General features: G+C 33.3%; 20 protein-coding genes. 15 read left to right on the top strand and 5 right to left on the bottom strand.

Features of this window, described 5'->3' with window-relative positions; all coding sequences use genetic code 11:
- Positions 1-3 precede the first annotated feature (3 nt).
- Both ACVCZW_RS17140 and ACVCZW_RS17135 read right to left on the bottom strand, forming a co-directional pair.
- On the bottom strand, positions 4-807 hold the full coding sequence (locus ACVCZW_RS17140; protein WP_452232997.1) for a tryptophan-rich sensory protein: 804 nt from the start codon (positions 805-807) through the stop codon (positions 4-6).
- Between the two features lie 648 nt (positions 808-1,455).
- Positions 1,456-2,523, bottom strand: a complete 1,068-nt coding sequence (locus tag ACVCZW_RS17135) for a methyltransferase (RefSeq protein ID WP_452232996.1) — start codon at positions 2,521-2,523, stop codon at positions 1,456-1,458.
- Positions 2,524-2,792: 269 nt separating this feature from the next.
- Between ACVCZW_RS17135 and ACVCZW_RS17130 the strand changes: the two genes are divergently transcribed.
- Positions 2,793-5,063: an aminotransferase class III-fold pyridoxal phosphate-dependent enzyme gene (locus ACVCZW_RS17130; protein ID WP_452232995.1), complete on the top strand. Its 2,271-nt coding sequence runs from the start codon at positions 2,793-2,795 to the stop codon at positions 5,061-5,063.
- A gap of 213 nt (positions 5,064-5,276) precedes the next feature.
- Here the strand turns inward: ACVCZW_RS17130 and ACVCZW_RS17125 are convergent, their stop codons facing one another.
- The 3 genes from ACVCZW_RS17125 to ACVCZW_RS17115 form a co-directional block, all read right to left on the bottom strand.
- A complete protein-coding gene (locus ACVCZW_RS17125) occupies positions 5,277-7,238 on the bottom strand; it encodes a YgiQ family radical SAM protein (protein ID WP_452230907.1) in 1,962 nt (653 codons plus the stop codon).
- Positions 7,239-7,436: 198 nt separating this feature from the next.
- A complete protein-coding gene (locus tag ACVCZW_RS17120) occupies positions 7,437-8,606 on the bottom strand; it encodes a lipase family protein (RefSeq protein ID WP_452230906.1) in 1,170 nt (389 codons plus the stop codon).
- A 101-nt stretch (positions 8,607-8,707) separates the two neighbouring features.
- Entirely contained in the window at positions 8,708-10,339 is a 1,632-nt protein-coding gene (locus tag ACVCZW_RS17115) for an ABC-F family ATP-binding cassette domain-containing protein (protein ID WP_452230905.1), read from the bottom strand.
- Between the two features lie 244 nt (positions 10,340-10,583).
- Here ACVCZW_RS17115 and rplM point away from each other — a divergent pair, with 244 nt between their 5' ends.
- The 14 genes from rplM (at position 10,584) to ACVCZW_RS17045 (ending at position 24,284) form a co-directional block, all read left to right on the top strand.
- Positions 10,584-11,039 (top strand): 50S ribosomal protein L13, encoded by a 456-nt coding sequence (gene rplM / locus ACVCZW_RS17110; protein WP_452230904.1) that lies wholly within the window; start codon positions 10,584-10,586, stop codon positions 11,037-11,039.
- Position 11,040: 1 nt separating this feature from the next.
- On the top strand, positions 11,041-11,427 hold the full coding sequence (rpsI, locus tag ACVCZW_RS17105) for a 30S ribosomal protein S9 (RefSeq protein WP_452230903.1): 387 nt from the start codon (positions 11,041-11,043) through the stop codon (positions 11,425-11,427).
- A gap of 211 nt (positions 11,428-11,638) precedes the next feature.
- A complete protein-coding gene (rpsB, locus tag ACVCZW_RS17100; RefSeq protein ID WP_452230902.1) occupies positions 11,639-12,415 on the top strand; it encodes a 30S ribosomal protein S2 in 777 nt (258 codons plus the stop codon).
- 96 nt (positions 12,416-12,511) lie between these two features.
- Positions 12,512-13,474: a translation elongation factor Ts gene (tsf, locus tag ACVCZW_RS17095; protein WP_452230901.1), complete on the top strand. Its 963-nt coding sequence runs from the start codon at positions 12,512-12,514 to the stop codon at positions 13,472-13,474.
- 115 nt (positions 13,475-13,589) lie between these two features.
- Positions 13,590-14,222 (top strand): DUF6705 family protein, encoded by a 633-nt coding sequence (locus tag ACVCZW_RS17090; RefSeq protein ID WP_452232994.1) that lies wholly within the window; start codon positions 13,590-13,592, stop codon positions 14,220-14,222.
- A 157-nt stretch (positions 14,223-14,379) separates the two neighbouring features.
- Positions 14,380-15,087: a UMP kinase gene (gene pyrH, locus ACVCZW_RS17085; RefSeq protein WP_452230900.1), complete on the top strand. Its 708-nt coding sequence runs from the start codon at positions 14,380-14,382 to the stop codon at positions 15,085-15,087.
- Positions 15,088-15,205: 118 nt separating this feature from the next.
- On the top strand, positions 15,206-15,763 hold the full coding sequence (gene frr, locus ACVCZW_RS17080) for a ribosome recycling factor (RefSeq protein ID WP_452230899.1): 558 nt from the start codon (positions 15,206-15,208) through the stop codon (positions 15,761-15,763).
- Between the two features lie 64 nt (positions 15,764-15,827).
- Positions 15,828-16,568: a peroxiredoxin family protein gene (locus ACVCZW_RS17075; protein WP_452232993.1), complete on the top strand. Its 741-nt coding sequence runs from the start codon at positions 15,828-15,830 to the stop codon at positions 16,566-16,568.
- A 5-nt stretch (positions 16,569-16,573) separates the two neighbouring features.
- Positions 16,574-17,851 (top strand): hypothetical protein, encoded by a 1,278-nt coding sequence (locus tag ACVCZW_RS17070; RefSeq protein WP_452232992.1) that lies wholly within the window; start codon positions 16,574-16,576, stop codon positions 17,849-17,851.
- A gap of 123 nt (positions 17,852-17,974) precedes the next feature.
- Positions 17,975-20,386, top strand: a complete 2,412-nt coding sequence (locus ACVCZW_RS17065; RefSeq protein WP_452232991.1) for an efflux RND transporter permease subunit — start codon at positions 17,975-17,977, stop codon at positions 20,384-20,386.
- A gap of 71 nt (positions 20,387-20,457) precedes the next feature.
- Positions 20,458-21,891, top strand: a complete 1,434-nt coding sequence (gene asnS / locus ACVCZW_RS17060) for an asparagine--tRNA ligase (protein WP_452230896.1) — start codon at positions 20,458-20,460, stop codon at positions 21,889-21,891.
- A 12-nt stretch (positions 21,892-21,903) separates the two neighbouring features.
- Positions 21,904-22,095 carry a hypothetical protein gene (locus tag ACVCZW_RS17055; RefSeq protein WP_452230895.1) on the top strand — a complete coding sequence of 64 codons (192 nt, stop codon included), beginning with the start codon at positions 21,904-21,906 and terminating at the stop codon, positions 22,093-22,095.
- Positions 22,096-22,215: 120 nt separating this feature from the next.
- Positions 22,216-23,676: an RNA polymerase factor sigma-54 gene (rpoN, locus tag ACVCZW_RS17050; protein ID WP_452230894.1), complete on the top strand. Its 1,461-nt coding sequence runs from the start codon at positions 22,216-22,218 to the stop codon at positions 23,674-23,676.
- The gene (locus ACVCZW_RS17045; RefSeq protein WP_452230893.1) at positions 23,676-24,284 is read left to right on the top strand and encodes a hypothetical protein; all 609 of its coding nucleotides are present in this window, start codon (positions 23,676-23,678) and stop codon (positions 24,282-24,284) included. The genes rpoN and ACVCZW_RS17045 overlap by 1 nt, the downstream gene beginning before the upstream one ends.
- The last annotated feature ends 26 nt before the right edge of the window (positions 24,285-24,310 follow it).

Below are 24,310 nucleotides of genomic sequence, written 5' to 3'. Positions count from 1 at the left end.
GTTTTATTTCTCGACCCTAAAATACTCCAAACACTTAATCGCAGGATTCGTTTCCCGATTTTTAAAAGCATGCGCAAAACTGCTAAGTATTAAAATAGCAGCAGCAATTACCGCTGTGTACGCTACGGTAGTATTCCCATCGCTATTCGCTACATAAATAGCAATTAAAGCCCAAGCACCAACAAGTGCAAACTCGCGCATGTTACGTGTCCAGGTAATAATTAGGTTTATTCCCATGGCGATACCAATAAGTAAAACGGTCCAAACGGTTGGCGAGAGTCCAAAACCATCCCAGTTGTATTTTACTAAAACTGCGGAGACGTTTGCTATACTAGCTACGGTAACCCAACCACTATAAATTACAAAAGGCCACCATAAAAAAAGGATAACAGAAATAGGCTCGTCTACCAATTCCATGTTATTTTTAAGCACAATTTGTAATAAGGAGAATAGCAGTATAAAAATAAATATAGAAGATAGTAAGGTATAGCCATAAATCCAGGTTATAATCCATAAACAATTTGCAATGCAAGACGCTAAAAACCACCAACCTGTTTTTAGTACAAAAGCATCATCTCTTACGTTTACAAACAAGCTTCGTCCTTGGTAAATAACAAAACCGAATACGAGCACATAGATAAGTCCCCAAATGGAAAAGGCATAGCCTGCAGGTGTAAATAAGGTATGGTATTGCTTAGAAACTTCTCCTATGGTGGTATTGTTTAATAATCCGGTGTTGGATAAATAATTCATTACAATAACACAAACAAATGCAATACCGTTAATTATTTGTAGTCGTTTTTTCATAGTAGTAATATAATTAAAAATGGAATGCCTAGAAAATGGTTTTCCATAAAATTAGGATTTCCTTTTTAAGTTGCGTTTGGTTTTATCTATGAAACCTTTTGCAGTAACTTGAATTGAATGAATGGGAACAAAAAAACATAAAAAACACCCCTAAAGTCCCCTCAAGGGGACAATCCTAAATATTAAACTTTAGAGTTAAGAATATTAAGCATCTTATTATCCTAAAATGTTAATTAGTTAACGTGAACAAATGTCCCCTTGAGGGGACTTGAGGGGTGTCCGAGCAAAAAACATAAAACAAAAATCAATCTCTAAGCATGCACTAATTCCAAAAGCACTACTTTTCTTCCCCACGCCAATTCTGGTAGCGTTTGGTTTTATCTATGAAACCTTTTGTAGTAACTTGAATTGAATTAATGGGAACAAAAAAACATTAAAAACACCCCTAGAGCTATGCTCGATATCTTCAATAAAAATGCATTTTCATTTTAATAACCCTCAAGGGGACAATCCTAAATATTAAACTTTAGAGTTAAGAATATTAAGCATCTTATTATCCTAAAATGTGAATTAGTTAACGTGAATAAATGTCCCCTTGAGGGGACTTGAGGGGTGTCAGAGCAAGAAACCTAAAATAAAAAACAATCCCTAAGCACCCACCAACTCCCAAAGCTCCACTTCTTCTTCGGCGCGCCAATTTTGGTCGCGTTTGGTTTTATCGGAAGCCAGTTTTACTTTTCGTGTTAAGCGGTTTTCTAATTTAAAGCGTCCGCCTTCTGCAAGTTCTTTTTCTATAGGATGTTCTTTAGTAACCTCTGTTATTTGTGCCATATTAGAAAACAGAATCACTAATTTTCCTTCTGGAAGTAATCGTTTTTTAGCTTCGACAAAGAACTCCGGAAAAAGGGTTTCGTTATAATAAATAGCTTCGTCATTGGTATCCATTTCTTGCGAAGCTGGTAACCATGGCGGATTAAAAACAATCAATTCGCTAGGCTTATCGAACTTCCCAAAAAGAGGTGCATAATCAAGATCTATTTTACGAGACATTTTAGTATCTCCCATAGTTTCTGTTAAACCAACAATAGCATTTGGGTTGGTATCTGTACCAAATACTTTCTGAAAACCATGCTTTACCATTTGAAAGGATAAAACGCCGCTTCCTATGCCAACATCTATTGCCGATTTTTTTGGTCCGTCGTAACGTTTCAACCAATTATCTAAAAGTATTAAATGATCAAAACGCGTTGGGAAATACACACCATAAAAAGGATGGATTTTATTTCGCAACACAGGAACCGTAATTCCGTTTAGATGCCATTGCCAAGCGCTATTTAAGCCTTGTACTTTAGTAAATGGTAATAAAAAACTCTCGTTTTCGGGATACAGTTTTTCCAACCAACCAATAGATGGTGCTTTTTTCACGGCTAATTGATGTGCTTCAATTTTTATATAAATAAGACTAGATAGTTCTCTAAATGCCGAACGATATGCACGTTGCTCTGTAAAAGAATCTCCAGGAAACTTCTCTTTAAGATGTTTTTGCAACTCTTTAAGTAATTGTAAACCGTTACTATAAAATTCGGTTATCATTATAGGTTTACCAGCTTCTAAACCTCGAATAGTACGCTTCACGTTTATAGAGCGATTAAATTGTGGCAATGGTTGCTCTGGTAAAAAAGGTACTGGTTTGTTTATAATTATATCAGAAATCATAGTTTGTATGGTGTTAAATGGAATTGCAGACGAATGACGTTGCAAGTCGTAATAATAAAATAATCGGTAGTATTTACAGGTTAATAATTAAAATCTATAGGTAAATAATACAGTGGCAAAGGTACTTTTTTAAAAGCCATTATAAATAGTAATAATAAAGTATTATCGTTTCTCACATAAACAATAAATTAAAATTATATTCCTCTAATTATTGCCACCAAAAGAACTTGATAATTCCTTAAATTAGCATTACCCAATACATCCGACGTATGCTAAACACCATTAAAAATTGGTTTGATTTCGAAATTGTTGCTTTAAAAAAACTCCATGGTTATGATAATATCAATTATTTATTAAAAACCACTTCCGAGACATACATTTTTAAAACCTACACCTTTACGGAAGACATATTAGCTTTAATTGAAGCTGAAAACAGCGTTTTAAATGCGCTAAACAAGAGTTCCTCTTTTCCGAAACCTATAGCATTTACTACTGGTGCGTTTATAAAGATCACAGAAATTAATGGTATAAAAACCATCTGTAGATTATTAACTTTTTTGGATGGTACTTTTTTAGGGGATGCCAAACACACACCAGAATTGATAACGTCCATTGGAACTTTCACTGCGCAAATGGATCTGGAACTTTTAAAGCGGAATAACTATGTTTTAAAAGCGAGACAATGGGAATGGGATTTACAATACCTGCAGCTGAATAAAAAATATATTACCGATATTGAGAATGCAAGCGATAGAAACTTAGTTTCTTATTTCTTTCAGCAATATGAATTTCATGTAACTCCTATACTACCGGAATTACGAAAATCGGTTATTCACAACGATGTGAATGAGTGGAATGTTTTAGTAAAAGACAATGCTATTTCCGGATTAATAGATTTTGGAGATTTGGCACATGCACCATTAATTAATGAAGTTGCTGTTGCTATAACCTATGCTTGCTATGATAAAGAAGCACCTTTAGAATGGGCCATTCATTTTATAAAAGGTTATCATAAAATCCTTCCTTTAGAACAAAAAGAATTAGACCTCTTATATTATCTGATTGCTGGTAGATTATGTATTAGTGTTTGTAATTCCGCTCACGCAAAAAAAGCAGACCCAGAAAATGTTTATGCTTCGGTTAGTGAAAAAAACGCTTGGAACATGCTTAACAAATGGCTAAAAACAAATCCGATACAAGCGAAAAACGCATTTTACAAGGCAGCAGGTTTTAAGGTGGAAACGTCAAAATCGATAACCGATTTAATTACAGAACGTCATAAGCTAACGAGTCCGATATTATCGTTAAGTTACGATGAACCTATTTACATGAAAGGTTCCGCTTTTCAATATATGTATGATGGCTACGGAAATACGTTTTTGGATGCCTATAATAACATTCCGCATATTGGTCATGCACATCCTGAAATCACAAAAAAAGCGTCACTACAAATCGCAACCTTAAATACAAACACGAGATACTTATTTGACGCTTTTCCGGAATATGCCGAGGCTTTGCTTTCTAAATTCCCAAAGGAACTGGATACTGTTTTCTTTGTAAATTCGGGAAGTGCGGCAAGTGATTTAGCCATACGACTAGCGAATGCACATACCAACCAAAATACCATAATGGTTATGGAACATGGCTATCATGGCAATACGCAAATGGCAATAGACATTAGCCATTACAAGTATGCGAATCAAAAAGGGCAAGGCGAAAAAAATCATATTATTAAAACCAAAATTCCAGATACCTATAGAGGAAAATACACCAACAATGATGGAACCGCTGGGCAAGCATATGCAAAAGATGCGATTGCACAAATGGAAAATAGCGCTTCTAAAATTTCCGCATTTATCACAGAACCTGTAGTTGGTTGTGGCGGACAAGTGCCTTTAGCAAAAGGTTATTTAAAAGCAATTTATCCAGCCATTAGAAAACAAGGTGGTGTTTGCATAAGCGATGAAGTACAAACTGGTTTTGGACGTTTAGGAGATCATTTTTGGGGATTTGAAGCGCAAGAGGTCATTCCGGATATTGTAATTCTAGGCAAACCAATTGCTAATGGACATCCAATGGGCGCTGTGGTTACTACCAAAGAAATTGCTAGTTCATTCGAAAAAGGTGTGGAATTTTTCAGTTCTTTTGGGGGTAATCCTGTGTCCTGTAAAATAGCATTAACCGTTTTACAAGAAATTGAGAATAGCCAACTACAGCAAAACGCCAAATTGGTTGGAGATTATTACCTGTCGCTTTTCAAAAAACTAAAAGAGAAATATCATTGTATTGGTGATGTGCGTGGTTCTGGATTATTTATTGGCGTTGAAATAGTAAAGGAAAACAGTATAGCACCAAATACCGAATTGGCGCATTATATTAAAAATGAACTGCGACACCGCTTTATTCTTATTAGTACAGATGGTCCCGATGATAGTGTACTAAAAACGAAACCTCCTTTATGTTTCACGAAAGAGAATGCGAAACAAGTTGTAGATACGATAGATGCTGTTTTAGAAACCTATTACAAAAAAGAGGTTTGATTTCTTTGCGAGTGCAGCATACGAAGCAAATAGCTTCCAATAATGCAATTATAAAAGTCTTTTTAACCCATGTAGTAATTTTCGGATTTCAAGTAAAAAACAATTGAAATAACACTAAAACCTCCTTCAAAACTTAAAGAACGAAAGCCATAACTTTGAAAAAAAAGTACTTTCAGAAAAAAACTATATTTTTAAAATAACACGTTTAAAAACCTAACGTCTTTTCTTCTTACCTCTAAACTTCGCTTTATCCTTTCTTTGATTAAAAGGAATAGGTGCAACAGCATCATTAAATGTGTTTTTAGCGTCCCCTGTTGGTTTATTTTTACGCCACTTTTCATCTTTTTCAGGAAGCAGAACTTTTAGTAAATCTTCACGCCCTAACCTATTTAAAGTCTTTTTTATCCACGCTTTATTTTCCTCTTTATACCAGAAGAAAAAACGATGTTGTTCATCTTTCTCTTTTCTAGTAATTGGTGTGTTCACTTTTTTAAGCGTGTAGGGATGATAACCACTATAATAAATTACCGTAGCAACCGTCATTGGCGTTGGTGTAAAACCTTGTACTTGTTCTAGCTGAAAACCCAAATCTTTCGTTTCGGCAGCTAGGTTTGCCATATCTTCTACTTCACAAGCAGGATGGTTTGATATAAAATAAGGAATCAACTGAAGCTTTAAATTCTTGGCTACATTAATCTTATCAAAACGCTCTTTAAACTTATGGAAGTATTTAAACGATGGTTTACGCATCAGTTTTAAAACCGGATCACTAGTATGTTCTGGCGCTACTTTAAGTCGACCAGAAACGTGCTTCGTCATCACTTCTTCAGTATAGGCATCCAATTCTTTCGGATCTGCATTTTTATTAAATTCTGGCACCAACATATCATGTCTAATTCCAGAACCTATAAAAGATTTTTTTACTTTTGGATGACTATCTACCGCTTGGTATAATTCGGTTAACGGCTTATGCGACGTATCTAAATTACTACATATTACTGGAGAAATACAACTAGGTGCAACACACTTATCACAAATAGATTGTACTTTTCCTTTCATTTGATACATATTGGCACTTGGCCCTCCAATATCGCTCAAATAGCCTTTAAAGTCTGGCATATTTGCAACCGTATCTACTTCTTTTAAAATAGACTCTTTACTACGGGACGCAATAAATTTTCCTTGATGCGCAGAAATAGTACAAAAGCTACAACCTCCAAAACATCCTCTGTGAATGTTGATGGAAAACTTAATCATTTCGAATGCAGGAATTGGCCCACGCTTATTATATTTTGGATGTGGTAATCTGGTATATGGTAAATCGAAAGAAGCATCAATTTCAGCTTCTGTCATGGTAGGATACGGCGGATTTATCATCAACGTCTTATCCCCTATTTTTTGAAAAATTCTTCTTGCTGCAAGCTTATTGGATTCTTGCTCTATGGTTTTAAAATTAGAAGCATATTTCTTCTTGTCCTTTAAACAAACTTCATGAGACTGGATTTCTATGTCTTCCCAATTACTGTTTTTCGGAATTTTTTCATCCTTATTCATTAATACAGCGGTTTGATTCACGGTATTTATACTAGAAAAAGGAACTCCTTTTTCTAATAAACGCACTACTTCACGTAAGGGTTGTTCTCCCATTCCGTACACTAACATATCTGCTTTAGAAGTTTCTAAAATAGATGGCATTAGCTTATCACTCCAATAATCGTAATGTGTAACACGACGCAATGACGCTTCTATTCCACCAATTAAAACTGGTGTATCTGGCCATTTGTCTTTTAATATTTTAGAATATACAGAAGTTGCATAATCGGGTCTAAAACCAATATCACCATTTGGCGTATAGGCATCTTTATCCCTTCTTTTTTTATTCGCATTATAGTTGCTAATCATAGGATCCATACAACCTCCTGTGACACCAAAAAATAATTTTGGCTTCCCTAATTTTACAAAATCTTGTAAATTATCGGTTACACTAGGTTGCGGTACAATAGCAACACGCAAACCAAAACTTTCTAACATACGACCAATTACTGCAGGACCAAACGTAGGGTGATCTACATAAGCATCTCCACTAAAAAGTATAACGTCTAGCTCTTGCCAACCGCGTATTTTCACCTCTTTGTTTGTGGTAGGTAACCAATCTGAAAGTTTTAATTCTTGCATATTGCTGCAAAAATAGTCAAAAAAAGACTCTTAACCATTATTATAAAAGGGTTTAGCATATATTTTAGAAGTGTAAAGTCTACAGAAATAAAATAAAGCCAGTAAATATAGTTTGATTTCTATGTTTTTGGGAAGAAATGCTACCGCATATAAAATATAAAATCAGGGTTTACAAACTGAGAATAAAAATAGTAACTTTTACAAATCACTAAGCAAATACCTATCTTCTAATTGGTTATACGCAGGAGCATTCCATTTTTTTAACACAGCGACATAATAATTATAAGGCTTATGCTGAAAAAATTTAGCTTCCTTTTTATACCATTTTCCATTGGCATCTTGTTCTAATGCACTTAATTCTTTTTCGGTCACATCACGAACATCTACTTCCACTTTAGGATAGTCAAATACAGGAAGCTCTTTCAATTCTCCTGTAGGATAATAATTAATATCAGCCACAAATGCTGGCATTTCAATCTTTCCGAATTTCAATCCTAGAATCTTATTAATTAACGAGTTGCTGCCTTTTACATAACCAGTCAATCCTCTTTCAAACAAACGTATAAAAGCATCTTGACCAAGTTTCTTTGCTTTAAATTGGCTATCACCAAAAATCCATGCCCCAATTTTTTTCTTCGTAATTAGTTTTTCTTCTTCATAATTAAAAGGCATATAAGGCACAGGATCTTCGGCATTTATAATAGAATAACTCGTTCCTGCATCACTAAATCTAGTATTGTATTCTTCGGCAAACTCTTTATTTCCAGACATAGGTTGCGCATACGCATAGGTTTTATATCTATTTTTTTTAGATACTTCGCCTTTTGGTAAATTTTCTAAATATGCTCTTGTCAGGCTTGCCAAAGCACCACCTTGACTATGACCCGTTATCATAATATTATAAATTCCTTTTTTGTTTAAGACTTGGATTTGTTCTATAATTTCTTCGGAAAGCATCACCACTGTTAATCCGTAGCCAGCATGAACCGCAGCATTTTCATTGGAAGCAAAAGTATAATCATGCACTTTCTCATCTATAATAATTTCTCCTGTTGCCGGAATCATAGCAGAGTAGCAATTTTCTACCCAACTAATCATTTTATCTGTAGAACCTCTATAGTTAATAACGCCTACATTTTCGTTTTCATAAACTTCAAACTTATTATCCATTCCTAGTACATCTGAAGTATAGTGCAAATTGAAATGTTGCGGAATTATATTTTCGCTAGTTCCATATTGTTCTATAAAATTAAAACTATTACACATAGCAATGGTAGAAGTAGCTTCTTTAACATCAAAACCAGGTTCCCATTGCGCAAAAGAACTTAAGGAATAAAACAGAAATACGATGGCTAATAATACTCTCATAAGGATATAACTAATGGTTAAATTAAATATTGTGCATACTGTTAAATACAAAAACGATTCCAAAAATGAAATCGTTTTAAAACCCTTATAAAATAAATCGATTATAAATCAATAGCTTTTAAGCTTTCTATTCTATTTCTAGCTAAGAAATCATCCACGGTTTCAAAATGCTCGATGACACGTTTGTCTTTAAACTCGAATACTTTATTAGATAAACCTTGTAGAAAATCTCTATCGTGTGATACTAATATTAAAGTACCATCAAAATCTAATAAAGCTTCCTTTAGTACATCTTTAGATTTTAAATCTAAATGGTTTGTAGGTTCATCTAAAATAAGCAAGTTTACAGGCTCTAATAAAAGTTTCACCATCGCCAATCTGGTTTTTTCACCTCCGGAAAGCACACTTACTTTTTTGTCAATATCTTCCCCTTTAAACATAAAACGACCTAGAATGTTTTTTATCTGTGTACGTACATCTCCTTTAGCAACTTCATCTACGGTTTGAAAAACCGTTAGCTCTTCATCTAATAAAGCGGCTTGGTTTTGTGCAAAATATCCCACTTTCACATTATGCCCTAAAGAACAAGTACCTTCCACCTCTATTTCACCTAAAATAGCTTTTATCATGGTCGATTTACCTTCTCCGTTTCTACCTACAAAACATACTTTTTCACCACGAGCAATAGACATATTCGCGTTATTAAACACCACATGTGCATCGTAAGATTTAGAAACATCTTTTACCGTTACCGGATAATCACCAGAACGTTGCGTTTTCGGGAAACGCAGTTTTAATGCCGAAGTATCTAAATCGTCGACTTCAATAATTTCTAATTTCTCTAACATGCGCTCACGAGAAGTCACCTGATTGGTTTTAGAAAACGTCCCTTTAAACCTATCAATAAAAGCTTGATTATCTGCAATATATCGTTGTTGCTCTTGAAATGCCTTAATTTGATGTACACGTCTATCTTCACGCAATTGTAAATAATGACTATAATTTGCTTTATAATCATAAATACGTCCCATAGTTACTTCAATAGTACGATTGGTAATATTATCGATAAACGCTTTATCATGTGAAATCACAACTACCGCATTCGCTTTATTTACTAAAAAGTCTTCCAGCCAAATTACAGATTCGATATCAATATGATTGGTAGGCTCATCTAATAATATAAGGTCTGGTTTCTGTAATAAAATTTTAGCCAGTTCTATTCGCATACGCCAACCACCACTAAATTCATTGGTTAGTCTAGTAAAATCTTCTTGTTTAAAACCTAATCCTTTTAATGCCTTTTCTACTTCAGCATCATAATTTACATCTTCTAATGCATAATATTTTTCCCCTAAATCGGAAACACGCTCAATAATTTTCATGTAGGCATCCGATTCATAATCGGTTCGCGTTTCTAATTCCTTATTTAGAGCATCCATTTCATCACGCATGGTATATACGTGACTAAAGGCTTTAGAGGCTTCGTCAAAAACAGTAGTATTATCTTCGGTTAATAAATGTTGTGGTAAATATGCTATTACCGCTTCTTTTGGATAACGCACATGGCCGCGAGTTCCATTTTGTACACCAGCAATAATCTTCATCATAGTAGATTTTCCCGCACCATTTTTACCCATTAATGCAATCTTATCATTTTCATTAATAGTAAAAGACACATCACTAAATAAGGTGTGCCCACTAAACTCAACTGCTAAAGCATCTACTGAAATCATATCTATGTTTTTTTAGAAATGCAAAGCTAATAAAAGAGAGCAATACATAATAGGTATCGCTTTAAAAATCTATTTTAAAGTATCCTTCCTTAGGAAGTAAGTTTAACCTATTGAAAATCAATAAAAAAATAAATTACCTCACTATTTGGTATTCAAATATATAATCGTAAATTTGCAAACTCTTTTTGAGAGAGGAATGTTTAATCTACCTAGTCTATAGACGGGTAAAAAAATTATTAATAACGTGGACACATTAAGCTACAAAACGATTTCAGCAAACAAAGCTACTGTAGATAAGCAGTGGGTTTTAGTGGATGCTGAAGGTCAATCTTTGGGTCGTTTATCTTCTAAAGTTGCAAAACTTTTAAGAGGAAAACATAAACCTAGCTTCACACCACATGTTGATTGTGGAGATAACGTAATTGTTATCAATGCAGAAAAAATCAACTTAACAGGGAAAAAGTGGACGGACAAATCTTATATCCGTCATACTGGTTACCCAGGTGGTCAAAGAAGTTTAACTGCTACAGAATTGTTTGGAAAAGATCCAACAAGATTAGTAGAAAAATCAGTAAAAGGAATGCTTCCTAAAAACAAATTAGGTGCAGCAATATTCCGTAATTTAAATGTTGTTGTTGGTACAGCTCATACACATGAAGCTCAAAAACCAAAAACAATTAACTTAGAAGAATTCAAATAACATGGATGTAATTCACAAAATTGGTCGTAGAAAAACGGCTGTTGCACGTGTATATCTTGCCGCAGGAACTGGGAAGATAACAGTAAATAAAAAAGACATGACAGATTACTTTTCTACTGCAACCTTGCAGTACAAAGTAAATCAACCTTTAGTTATGACTAACAACGATGGCAACTTTGATATTACAGTTAATGTATTCGGAGGAGGTATTACAGGTCAAGCAGAAGCAATCCGTTTAGGTTTATCTCGTGCAATGTGCGAAATAGATGCTGAAAACAGATTAATTTTAAAACCAGAAGGTTTATTAACAAGAGATCCAAGAATGGTGGAGCGTAAGAAATTCGGACAGAAGAAAGCGCGTAAGAAATTCCAATTCTCGAAACGTTAATAGTATCCTTCAACAGTATTGGAAATCTGTTTTACAGTCTTTCCATTCTGTTGAAAATAAAACAAAATTTAAACAGTTATTGTTGTCCTAGCGTCTTTAATTTAAAAGCACAGGATTTAGTTAAGCATCTAAATGAAGCCAAAAAGCTATCCGCTATAAGCGAAAAGCAAAATGGAACATTGCTAATCAACAGAACGTAAACTATTTCAAAATGGCAGTAGAAGTAAAAGAATTACTTGAAGCAGGTGTACACTTTGGTCACCTTACACGTAAGTGGGATCCAAATATGGCTCCTTACGTATATATGGAGCGTAATGGCATCCATATAATCAACCTTTATAAAACAGCAGCTAAAATGGACGAAGCTGGAGATGCACTTGCAAAAATTGCAGCTTCCGGTCGTAAAATTTTATTTGTTGCTACAAAAAAACAAGCAAAAGACATCGTTTCAGAAAAAGCAGGTAGCGTAGATATGCCTTACATTACTGAGCGTTGGCCTGGTGGAATGTTAACCAACTTTGTTACTATTAGAAAAGCTGTTAAAAAAATGGCTACTATTGATAGAATGAAGAAAGATGGAACATTCATGACTCTTTCTAAAAAAGAAAGATTACAAGTAGATCGTTTAAGAGCTAAATTAGAAAAGAATTTAGGTTCTATTAACGATATGACTCGTTTACCAGCAGCTTTATTTGTTGTAGATATTAAGCGTGAGCATATTGCAATTAAAGAAGCACAAAAATTAAACATTCCAATATTTGCAATGGTAGATACGAACTCTGATCCACGTCAAGTAGATTACGTTATACCATCAAATGATGATGCTTCTAAATCAATTGACAAGATTTTAACGCATGTTACTAATGCAATTGCTGGTGGTTTAGCAGAGCGTAAAGCAGAAAAAGATGCTCCAAAGGCAGAAAAGAAAGCAGCAGCTCCAGCTCCTAAAGCAGAAAAAGCGGAAGTAGCAAAAGACGAGGAAGAATAATATAACATTAACACAACTTAAAAAAGTCGTTTCGTTCTTTTTCTTTTTAGAAATTTGATGGTACGACTTTTTTAAATTACAAAATATAGGCAAGCTATGGTAAAAATAACAGCGGCAGAAGTAAACAAATTAAGACAAGCTACAGGAGCTGGAATGATGGATTGCAAGAATGCTTTAGTAGAAGCAGAAGGTAATTTTGACAAAGCAATTGAAGTTTTACGTAAAAAAGGACAAAAAGTAGCAGCTAAAAGAGCAGATCGTGACTCTAGTGAAGGTGCAGCAGTTTCTAAAATTAATGCAGACAACACTGTTGGTGTAACTATAGTTTTAGGATGTGAAACGGATTTTGTTGGTAAAAACGAATCTTTCTTAGCATTAGCTAACCAATTTGCAGACATAGCAATCAACTTTGATAATAAAGAAGATTTCTTAGCTGCAGATTTTGGAGGAATGACAGTTGCTGAAAAATTAGTAGAGCAAACAGGTGTTGTTGGTGAGAAATTAGAAATCAACGGATTTGAAAAATTAGAAGCACCTTATGTTGGTACGTACGTACATATTAACAAAATTGGGGCTTTAGTTGGTTTATCTGAAAAAACAGATGATGCAGAAGCAGTAGCAAAAGACGTAGCAATGCAAGTAGCATCTATGGGAGCAACTTCTTTATCTTATAAAGGTTTTGATCCTGCATTTGTAGCAAGTGAAACAGAAGCAAGAATTGCAGTTATAGAAAAAGATAATATTGAATTAGGTCGTTTAGGTAAAACACTTAAAAACGTACCTGAATTTATTTCTATGGCACAACTAACTCCTGAAGTTTTAGCAAAAGCAGAAGAAGCTGCTAAAGCGGAATTAAAAGCAGAAGGAAAACCAGAGCAAATTTGGGATAGAATTCTTCCTGGAAAAATGGAACGTTTTGTTAGCGATAACACAACTTTAGATCAAGAACAATGTTTATTAGATCAAAAGTTTATTAAAGATGAAAAAATGACTGTTGCAGAATATGTAGCATCTAAAAATCTTACTGTTACTGCATTTAAACGTGTATCTTTAGGATAGAAAATTATATTTTTTCATTTCCGTGAAAGCGGAAATCGTTAACTAGAATAAATTATTAAAAAACCACTACTCTTTTTTTTAAAGACGTAGTGGTTTTTTTATATCTTTAAAAATCATGAAAAATATATTAATTATAACTTTAGTATTAGTCTCTTTTTTTAGCTGCAAAGCACAAAAAAATATTGTTCCAATATTTGTAGAGGAAGGACAACAAGTCGATAGAACTCATATTAATAATTATTTTAAAGATATCGATAATGACTTCGATGCATATATTGGCAGATGGAAATGGGAAAACGGAACCAATTCTTTAGAGATAATATTTAACAAAAAAATAAACCGCACTGATGCAGATGGAGATTCTTTTGATGAATTAGTTGGTGAATATAAATACAGAGAAAATGGAATAGTTTTAGTAAATTCTTTTCCTCCTTTATTACTAGATGTACCAAATGAAGTGCTAAATATTATTAACGAAGATAATAGTATTTTATCTGATGATATTACAACAGATAATAGAGGTTTTCCACCTTGCCCAGCATGTGCACCAAATACACGTTTTATTATTCTTGCTATTCAGGAAAAAACAAAACCAGGTGTTTATGGTAGAATTAAAATGACACGTTTTGTAGAAAATGGAGTAGAAAAAATTAGAATGAGAATTAACAACACTGGTAATATTAATAATACTAATGAAAAGATTACCATACCAGAAAATAGTATTTGGACATTAACTAAAATAGAATAAATAAGAAACACCATTTTTAAAAACCACTACTCTTCAATTTATGACGTAGTGGTTTTTTTATTTCTACAATTCTGCTTTCGTAAAAAAAGATATTGATTATATTTGCTAAACTCTAAGTTTCTGCAAAAAGCAGTAAGCTCACAATTAGCTAAACAAAATGAAATACAAAAGAATTCTTTTAAAATTATCTGGGGAAGCCTTAATGGGAAATCGCCAATATGGTATTGATCCAGAACGTTTAGCAGAATATGCACATGACATTAAAGAAATTACAGAGCTAGGTATAGAAGTTGCCATTGTAATTGGTGGTGGAAACATTTTTAGAGGTGTTGCTGGAGCCATGAATGGTATGGATCGCGTACAAGGAGATCATATGGGAATGTTAGCAACTGTTATTAACGGTTTAGCGTTACAAAATGCTCTAGAAGATGCCGATGTTAAAACCCGTTTACAAACTGCCATAAAAATTAACGAAGTAGCAGAGCCTTTTATTCGTAGAAAAGCAATGAGCCATTTACGTAAAGGTCGTGTTGTTATTTTTGGTGGTGGAACAGGGAATCCATATTTTACTACAGATTCTGCAGCAGTTTTAAGAGCTATTGAAATTGAAGCAGATGTCATTTTAAAAGGAACTCGTGTAGATGGGATTTACAATGCAGATCCAGAAAAAGATAGTACAGCAATTAAATTTGACCATATTACTTTTGATGATGTATTGCGTAAAGGACTAAAAGTAATGGACACAACAGCATTTACCTTAAGCCAAGAAAACAAATTACCAATCATTGTTTTTGATATGAATAAAAGAGGAAACTTAATGAAAGTAGTTTCTGGTGAAAATATTGGTACAAAAGTAAACTTGTAACTTTCATAACAAGTAATTATCTTAGTACACCCCAAAATTGGTATTCCCTTAAAAAAGCGAATCTAAACTTTGGCTTAGTTTTTGAAAACTAAACTAGTATATTAAAATTTCTTAAAAAATGAACGAAGACATCCAATTTATAATAGACGGAACAAAAGAAGCAATGGTAAACGCCATGAAGCATCTAGAAAAACAATTATCCAACATTAGAGCTGGTAAAGCTAGCCCTGCCATGCTTGGTAGTGTAATGGTAGATTATTATGGTTCACAAACGCCATTAGCTCAAGTTGCCAATGTAAATACTACAGATGGTAGAACGATTACCGTGCAACCTTGGGAAAAAAATATGCTTCAAGAAATTGAGCGCGGTATTATGTACGCTAACCTTGGTTTTAACCCAATGAATAATGGTGATCTTATTATTATCAACGTTCCGCCTCTAACAGAAGAACGCAGACGTGATTTAGCAAAACAAGCAAAAGCCGAAGTAGAAGACGCAAAAGTTGGTATTAGAAACGCAAGAAAAGAAGCGAATAACGACCTGAAAAAAGCAGATGGGATCTCTGAGGATCTTCTAAAAAATGCAGAGAAAGATGTACAAGGTTTAACTGACAACTATATCAAAAAAATTGATGAAGTATTTGCTGTTAAAGAAAAAGAAATCATGACCGTATAATTTAAAAGCGACGTTCTTGTCGCTTTTTTTATACCAATAACATATATTTTTCGTTTATCTAATTATGCAAAAAACACTTCGCCTTTTATTAATCCTTTGCTTATTTCAATGTGCTATTAGTGTTGCACAAAATAAATATCCATTTATACCTGCCAATCAGTACCAACTAACGGAAGCACAAATAGCAAGCACCCCAATTAATATTACGCCAGATGTTTTGTTGTTTAATGAACAAGGTAAACTGCTTTCTATGGCTAGCTTGTCTTTAATGACAAACACAGATTACAAACCTATTTTTTTTGCGGATACAAATGGAAAGTTGAAAAGTCTTCTGTTCCTAAAAAAAAGCAACGCACCTATTTTAATAGAACAAAATGCAGAAGCTATATTTGCTCCTGGTGAACGTGCTTTAGATTTTATTGCAAAAGATATACATGGCAAATCCTATAAACTATCCGAACTAAAAGGCAAAGTAGTTGTCCTTAATTTTTGGTTTACAAAATGCGGACCGTGCATTGCAGAGATGCCAGAACTAAACAAATTAGCAGCTAATTTTAAAGAGGAAGAAGTTGTGTTTTTAGCGCTTACTTTCAATAAAAAAGGAGTTGTAAATGATTTTTTAGAAAGTAACCCGTTTGCGTATACTATTTTAGCAGATGCTAATGATGTCATTACCATGTATGGCGTAAATAGCTACCCTACAAGTATCGTAATTAATAAAAAAGGGGAAATTGTTCTAAAAGAATTAGGCTATAGAACCAACATCAAAGAAGTACTAGCTACCTCTATAAATGCATCCCTATAATATTAATGAAAAAATACTGCTTTACATTTCTACTTTGTTTATCCTTCTTTTTAAGTAAAGCTCAAACACCAATTTCAACAGATTCCATTAAAGTTGTAACTAAAGATTCCCTGAAAAGAAAAGCCTTTTTACAGCAATTAGGTAATGGTTATTTCCCAACAAAATATTTTGATATTGACTTAAGATATTTAGTGAAATATAACCAATATGAAGGATCTAGAAATGGACTTGGCGGACAAACAAATAATGCATTTTCAGAAAAAATAAGATTCAATACCTACCTCGTTTATGGTTTTAGAGATCATGCTTTTAAGTATAGTTTTGGTTCAGGAATTAAACTAAACGAAAAAACAAATACGTGGCTAAACTTCTCATACACCGACGATTTAAGTGAAACCGGAAGCTCTACCTTTTTAACAGACAGCAGGTTTTTCCAGCTTTTTGAACCAAGACTTCTAAATATCAATTTGTTCTATAAACATATTACAAAAGCGATTTCTTTAGAACATCAACTATCACCGAGTTTGATTGGTGAAACCGAGTTTGCAGTTAGCAATATAAATACAACCTATGATTATAGTTTTGCAGTAAACAACAACGTATACAATCAAATGCATTTAAGTACTTCTAAAACAGCGGTGCAATGGAGTCCTTTTAGTTCTTTTGAAACTATCGATAATAAATTTAAAATACTAAAAGAAGGCTATCCTAAATTCACTTTACAATACACTAAAAGTTTTAGTGATGTTCTTAATGGCGACTTTAATTTTTCGAAACTAGATTTTAGAACCATCTTTAAAAAAGAATATGGCAACAAAGCATTTTCCTTATTAACGGTTACTGCTGGATTAGCAAGTGGAGAAACTCCTTTATCACATTTATATCACGCGTATCCCAATAATATAAATAAGGAAACTATTATGCAACGGTTTTCTGTAGCTGGCGTAACAAGCTTTGAAACGATGTTTTTTAACGAGTTCTTTTCCGATAGAATCACCACCTTACAATTCAAACATCATTTAAGTCCGTTTAAAATAAGCAGACGTTTCAATCCAGAATTAGTACTAATTTCTAGATTTGCTATTGGTAACATGAGCAATACAGAAAGACACCAACAAATTACCTTTAATACCCTTGAAAAAGGCTTTACAGAATCTGGTTTAGAAATCAATAAACTATTTTTTGGTTTCGGTTTAAGTTTCACCTACAGATATGGCGGATATCATTTACCTAAACTAGAAGATAATATGGCGTTAAAATTTACATTTAACGTTACTTTATAACAATTTAAGACTTTGTTATACCTAGCTTTTTCCTACCTTTACCACTCTAATTTAACGACGTAATTTTGCCTCAATTAAAAGTCTTAAAATGTCCTTAAATAGATGCATTTTTTTAATTATACTATGTTCAAACTATTTACAAAAAGCTTTTGGGATGTTGTTGCAAGACTAATTCTACGTAATAAAATCGCCATTATACTTGGTATATTATTGGCTACTGGATTACTTGCTACCCAATGGAAATACATGCGCTTTACATACACCGAAGCGAATTTATTACCAGATGACCATGAAGTAAATCAAAAATATAACAACTTTCTTGATATTTTTGGTGAAGAAGGAAACCTAATTGTTTTAGGTGTAAAAGACACGACCCTTTTTACAGTCGAAAAATTAAACGCTTGGAACAAACTTTCCCAAAGTTTTAAAAACACAGACGAAGTAGAAACGGTAGTCTCGATTAGCGATCTTCAGAAACTGATAAAAGACACCAAGAATGAAAAATTTGCACTAGAACCTTTTATAAAAGATTCGATAACCTCCATAGAACAAATAGATCTTCTACAAGAAGAACTGTTTGAGAAATATCCTTTTTACGACAATTTTCTGTTTAACAAAAACACAAAAACGGTACGTACAGCAATTTACATGAATAAGGAAATTGTAAATACTGCCGCTAGAAAAGATTTTGTTTTTGATAACCTTATACCTAAAATTACTGCTTTTGAAAAACAAACAAATCTAGATGTTAGAGTATCTGGAATGCCTTACATTAGAACTTTAAATGCGCAAAACATTGTAGATGAGATCGGCAAGTTTATTGGTTTAGCACTGCTAGTTACATCTTTTATTTTCTTTTTATTTTTCAGGTCGTTTAGAGCAACTTTTATATCCCTTATTGTAGTTTGTTTTGGTGTGATGTGGACCTTTGGTATTATTGGTTTACTTGGCTATGAAATCACGGTTTTAACCGCACTAATTCCACCATTAATAATTGTAATTGGTATCCCTAACTGTATTTTCTTAATTAATAAGTACCAACTTGAAGTAAAATTACATGGTAACAAAGTAAGATCTTTACAACGTGTAATCACCAAAGTTGGTAATGCTACATTAATGACCAATGTTACCACAGCATCTGGTTTTGCAACATTTATTTTAACCGAAAGTCAGCTTTTAAAAGAGTTTGGTATTGTTGCATCTTTAAGTATAATCTCCATTTTTATATTGTGTTTACTAATCATTCCTATTATTTACACCTTTTTACCGTATCCTAAAGACAGACATTTAGAACACCTAAATAAAAAATGGATTGGTGGTTTTGTAGATTGGATTGAACGCATGGTAAAACAAAAACGAATTACCATTTATATCACTTCTGTGGTACTTTTAACACTGAGTATCATTGGTATTTTTCAAATCAAAATTTCTGGTAGTTTAATTGAAGACATGTCTAAAAAGTCCGGATTCTTTCAAGATATCCGATTTTTTGAAGAAGAGTTTAATGGAATTATGCCTCTAGAAATTTTAGTAGATACCAAACGTAAAAAGGGAGTTATGAAACTTTCTACCTTAAAACGAATGGATCAACTAGAAGAAGTTATTCTGGAAACGCCAGAACTCTCTAAACCAATTTCTGTAGTAAGTTTAGTAAAATACTCGAAACAGGCTTATTATAATGGTAATCCGAAATATTACCAATTGCCAACAAGTCAAGAAAACAGTTTTATCATGTCGTATGCAAAAAACTCATCGTCTGATGTAGACTTGCTTAAAAACTTTGTGGATAGCACAGGACAATATGCACGTATCACCACTTTCATGAAAGATATTGGTACAGACAAAATGGAACGCATTGAAGAAAACCTTCAAAATAAAATAGACAAGGTTTTTCCTAAAGAAAACTTCAACATTACCATGACAGGAAAAGCATTAGTTTTTCAAAAAGGAACAAAATATTTAGTAAAAAACTTAGCCATTTCATTATCGCTTGCTATTTTATTAATAGCATTGTTTATGGCATATATGTTTCGATCTTTCAGAATGATCATTGTTTCCTTAATACCAAACCTATTACCGTTATTAATTACAGCAGGATTAATGGGGTATTTGGGAGTACCAATAAAACCATCTACCATATTAGTTTTTAGTATTGCATTTGGTATTTCTGTAGATGATACCATTCACTTTTTAGCAAAATACAGACAAGAATTAATTGCCAATCACTGGAAAATTAAAAAATCGGTTTACGCCGCTTTACGAGAAACCGGAGTGAGTATGTTTTACACATCTATCGTATTATTTTTCGGGTTTTTGGTGTTTACCTTTTCAAGCTTTGGAGGTACAGTAGCTTTAGGAGCCTTAGTTTCTACAACGCTATTATTTGCCATGCTCTCTAATTTATTACTTTTACCATCTTTATTACTTTCACTAGAAAGAAGTATTGCCAACAAAGAAGTTTTAAGAGAACCAGCGATAAATATTATTCCTGAAGAAAATGACGAAGATGAAAATCTAAATGTTTCTGAAGAATAAATACAACAATAAATTATATTTGCATCCATATACATCGAAGCCTTGGCGTAGATGAAAAAAAATTAAATACAATGAACACTAATACAGTTTCACAATTATTAGCCAAAGACCAATTTGGTCAAGAAATAGAAATAAACGGTTGGGTTAGAACCTTTCGTGCTAAACGTTTTATTGCCTTAAATGACGGATCGACAATTAACAATATACAATGTGTTGTCGATTTTGAAAACACAGACGAAAACACGCTTAAGCGCATCACAACTGGAGCTGCAGTACATATTAAAGGAGAACTGATAGAAAGCCAAGGTAAAGGTCAAAAAGTAGAGATTGTTGTAACCAGCATCGAAATTCTTGGAGACTCCGATCCTGAAGAGTATCCTATACAACCTAAAAAACATACGTTAGAGTTTTTAAGAAAAAATGCACATTTACGTACTCGTACCAACACCTTTAGTGCGATCATGCGTTTACGTTCTAGCTTATCTTTTGCCATTCATAAATACTTTAATGAAAACGGTTTTTACTACATGCACACGCCAATCATCACAGGAAGTGATGCAGAAGGCGCTGGTGAAATGTTTAGAGTAACTAATTTAGATGCTAAAACGCCTCCATTAACAGAAGATGGGAAAGTAGATTTTAAAGAAGATTTCTTCGGAAGCGAAACCAACTTAACCGTTTCGGGGCAATTAGAAGCAGAAACATACGCGATGTCTCTTGGTAAAGTATATACTTTCGGACCTACATTTAGAGCAGAAAACTCCAATACTTCGCGTCATTTATCTGAATTTTGGATGATTGAACCAGAAGTTGCTTTTATGGATTTAGCTGGAAATATGGATTTAGCGGAAGACTTTATGAAATCGGTTTTAACTCATATTTTAGAAAATAACCGAGAAGATTTAGAATTTTTAGAAACTCGTTTATTGGACGAAGAAAAAACAAAACCACAAGCAGAACGCAGTGAAATGAGTTTAATTGAAAAATTAAAATTCGTTGTAGACAATAATTTCAAACGTGTAAGTTATACGGAAGCTATTGATATTTTAAGAAACTCGAAGCCAAACAAGAAGAAAAAATTCAATTATATTATTGAAGAATGGGGAGCAGATCTACAAAGTGAACACGAACGTTTCTTAGTAGAAAAACATTTTAAATGTCCAGTAATCTTATTTGACTATCCTGCAAACATTAAAGCATTTTACATGCGTTTAAATGAAGATGGTAAAACGGTTCGCGCTATGGATATTCTTTTTCCAGGAATAGGAGAAATAGTTGGTGGTGCACAACGTGAAGAGCGTTTAGATGTTTTAAAAGAAAAAATGGCGGCATTAGATATTTCGGAAGAAGAACTTTGGTGGTATTTAGATTTACGTAAATATGGTACCGCTGTACATTCTGGATTTGGTTTAGGTTTTGAGCGTTTGGTAATGTTTGCAACAGGAATGACCAACATTCGTGATGTAATCCCTTACCCAAGAACACCTCAAAACGCAGAGTTTTAAAAATATAACATCATGAATAGAACATTATCCTTAATAATAGGAATATTAGCCGTTGCAAACGTAATCTATAGCTTTTTTAGCAACTTAGAACACGCTACGATATTCGGAATGGAATTAAACATTTGGGTATACCGACTAATTTGGAGTTTTCTTGCTGTTACTATTCTGTATAAATATTTTAAAGAGAATAAGGCTTCGGAATAATTACGCATTATAAAAATATTTTAATTAAAACAATCTAGATTAGGCATAATCTAGATTGTTTTTTTTATTTTTAGCTTTACTACCATTTCTAACATAAGTAGGTAAAATCAAAACATAACAATGCTTAAACAATATTTACAGTTCAAATTATCGCAAAAATTGTCCCCACAACAGATTCAATTAATGAAATTGATACAGTTGCCAACACAAGCATTTGAACAACGTTTAAAGCAAGAACTGGAAGAAAACCCCGCTCTTGAAGGCGGTAAAGAAGAAAATGATAGTGACTATGATGATGATCTCGATAACACCAAAGATGATTATGATGACAACGAAACCATAGATGCTGGAGATATTAATGTAGATGAGTATTTAAGCGATGACGAAGTACCAGATTATAGAACACAAGTAAATAATTATAGTGCAGACGATGAAGAAAAAACCATGCCTTATGCCGCAGGGACTTCTTTTACACAACATTTAGTAAACCAATTGAATACCTACAGACTAAATGACGAAGAACGCGACATCGCAGAATTTTTGGTTGGTAGTGTAGATGAAAGTGGTTATATCCGTCGGGAATTATCAGATATTATGGATGATTTAGCGTTTACTCAAAACGTTTTTACTACGGAAGAAAAAATTGAACGAGTTTTAAAAATTGTACATCAATTAGATCCTGCAGGAGTTGGGGCTAGAAATTTACAAGAGTGTTTATCCATTCAGTTACACAGAAAAGAACAGCATCCAGATGTAGCATTAGCAACTAGTATTATTGATAAAGCTTTTGAACAGTTTACTAAAAAACATTACAAAAAGCTTTTACAAAAATTTGATATCAGCGAGTTACAACTTAAAGACGCTATTCACGAGATAGAACGCTTAAATCCAAAACCAGGTGGAAGCTATGCTGGAAATAACCGAAGAGTAGAACACGTTGTTCCAGATTTTGCCATCAAGATTGTAAACGGAGAATTAGAGCTCACCTTAAACGGAAGAAATGCTCCAGAACTTCATGTATCGAGAGAATACAACAATATGCTTAAAGGCTATAAAGAAACCAAACAAAAAAGCAAATCACAAAAAGATGCGGTCATGTTTATTAAACAGAAACTAGATGCCGCAAAATGGTTTATTGAAGCGATTAAGCAAAGACAGCAGACGCTTTTTGTAACCATGAGTTCTATTATGCATTACCAAAGCGAATATTTTTTAACGGGAGATGAGCGTAATCTCAAACCTATGATTTTAAAAGATATTGCAGATGAGATTGAAATGGATGTATCTACGGTTTCTCGTGTTGCAAATAGTAAATATGTGGACACACCTTACGGGACCAAATTGATTAAAGAATTCTTTAGTGAGTCTATGACTAATGATAAAGGAGAAGAAGTTTCTACTAGAGAAATTAAAAAAATATTAGAAACAGTTATTGAAGAAGAAAGCAAGAAAAAACCTTTAACAGACGAAGCTTTAGCAAAAATATTAAAAGAAAAAGGTTATCCTATTGCTAGACGTACGGTTGCAAAATATAGAGAGCAATTAGATATCCCTGTGGCAAGATTGCGAAAAAAGATTTAATGAATCACATTCTAAAAAGCATATCGTTTATTTTTCACCCTTTAATCATGCCATTACTTGGTGTGATTTTTTACTTTTCCAAATCACCAAGATTTATTCCTAAAGAAATAATACAAGCAAAGCTTATTTCTATTTCTATTTTAACCGTAATACTGCCTATACTTATATATTACTTATTAAAAACGATAGGTAAAACTAATAGCATTTATTTAAAAACGGCTAAAGAACGTGTTTTGCCTTTAGGTCTCAATTGCATTATTATCTATTTAATAGTAAAGCGTGTTTTTCCTCCTAGTGAGATTATAGAGCTCTACTATTTTTTTATTGGTGTATTGCTATCTAACCTTACTTGCTTTATTCTAGCTATATTAAAATTCAAAGCAAGCATACACATGATTGCTATATCTGGTGTATTTATGTTTTATATCGCTTTAAGCATACACTTTGGTATAAATATTAATGGCACGTTAGCTATAATGGCAATACTTACAGGAGCGATAGCCACTTCAAGGTTGCACTTAAAAGCTCATAATTATGTGGAGTTACTTGCTGGTTTTTGTATTGGATTTTTACCGCAACTTACGCTATTGAATTACTGGTTGCACTAAAAGCAAGGTTAGGTTTCCTCCAGTTT

The sequence above is a fragment of the Lacinutrix sp. MEBiC02595 genome, assembly GCF_053601555.1.
Note: the sequence above shows the minus strand (reverse complement) of the source record. Positions and strands in the feature narration are given on the sequence as shown.

What these genes read in the sequence shown, in the direction of transcription:
- ACVCZW_RS17140 (WP_452232997.1), bottom strand. Translation starts at nt 807, where the DNA reads ATGAAAAAACGACTACAAATAATTAACGGTATTGCATTTGTTTGTGTT.
- ACVCZW_RS17135 (WP_452232996.1), bottom strand. Translation starts at nt 2,523, where the DNA reads ATGATTTCTGATATAATTATAAACAAACCAGTACCTTTTTTACCAGAG.
- ACVCZW_RS17130 (WP_452232995.1), top strand. Translation starts at nt 2,793, where the DNA reads ATGCTAAACACCATTAAAAATTGGTTTGATTTCGAAATTGTTGCTTTA.
- ACVCZW_RS17125 (WP_452230907.1), bottom strand. Translation starts at nt 7,238, where the DNA reads ATGCAAGAATTAAAACTTTCAGATTGGTTACCTACCACAAACAAAGAG.
- ACVCZW_RS17120 (WP_452230906.1), bottom strand. Translation starts at nt 8,606, where the DNA reads ATGAGAGTATTATTAGCCATCGTATTTCTGTTTTATTCCTTAAGTTCT.
- ACVCZW_RS17115 (WP_452230905.1), bottom strand. Translation starts at nt 10,339, where the DNA reads ATGATTTCAGTAGATGCTTTAGCAGTTGAGTTTAGTGGGCACACCTTA.
- rpsI (WP_452230903.1), top strand. Translation starts at nt 11,041, where the DNA reads ATGGATGTAATTCACAAAATTGGTCGTAGAAAAACGGCTGTTGCACGT.
- rpsB (WP_452230902.1), top strand. Translation starts at nt 11,639, where the DNA reads ATGGCAGTAGAAGTAAAAGAATTACTTGAAGCAGGTGTACACTTTGGT.
- tsf (WP_452230901.1), top strand. Translation starts at nt 12,512, where the DNA reads ATGGTAAAAATAACAGCGGCAGAAGTAAACAAATTAAGACAAGCTACA.
- ACVCZW_RS17090 (WP_452232994.1), top strand. Translation starts at nt 13,590, where the DNA reads ATGAAAAATATATTAATTATAACTTTAGTATTAGTCTCTTTTTTTAGC.
- pyrH (WP_452230900.1), top strand. Translation starts at nt 14,380, where the DNA reads ATGAAATACAAAAGAATTCTTTTAAAATTATCTGGGGAAGCCTTAATG.
- frr (WP_452230899.1), top strand. Translation starts at nt 15,206, where the DNA reads ATGAACGAAGACATCCAATTTATAATAGACGGAACAAAAGAAGCAATG.
- ACVCZW_RS17075 (WP_452232993.1), top strand. Translation starts at nt 15,828, where the DNA reads ATGCAAAAAACACTTCGCCTTTTATTAATCCTTTGCTTATTTCAATGT.
- ACVCZW_RS17070 (WP_452232992.1), top strand. Translation starts at nt 16,574, where the DNA reads ATGAAAAAATACTGCTTTACATTTCTACTTTGTTTATCCTTCTTTTTA.
- ACVCZW_RS17065 (WP_452232991.1), top strand. Translation starts at nt 17,975, where the DNA reads ATGTTCAAACTATTTACAAAAAGCTTTTGGGATGTTGTTGCAAGACTA.
- asnS (WP_452230896.1), top strand. Translation starts at nt 20,458, where the DNA reads ATGAACACTAATACAGTTTCACAATTATTAGCCAAAGACCAATTTGGT.
- ACVCZW_RS17055 (WP_452230895.1), top strand. Translation starts at nt 21,904, where the DNA reads ATGAATAGAACATTATCCTTAATAATAGGAATATTAGCCGTTGCAAAC.
- rpoN (WP_452230894.1), top strand. Translation starts at nt 22,216, where the DNA reads ATGCTTAAACAATATTTACAGTTCAAATTATCGCAAAAATTGTCCCCA.
- ACVCZW_RS17045 (WP_452230893.1), top strand. Translation starts at nt 23,676, where the DNA reads ATGAATCACATTCTAAAAAGCATATCGTTTATTTTTCACCCTTTAATC.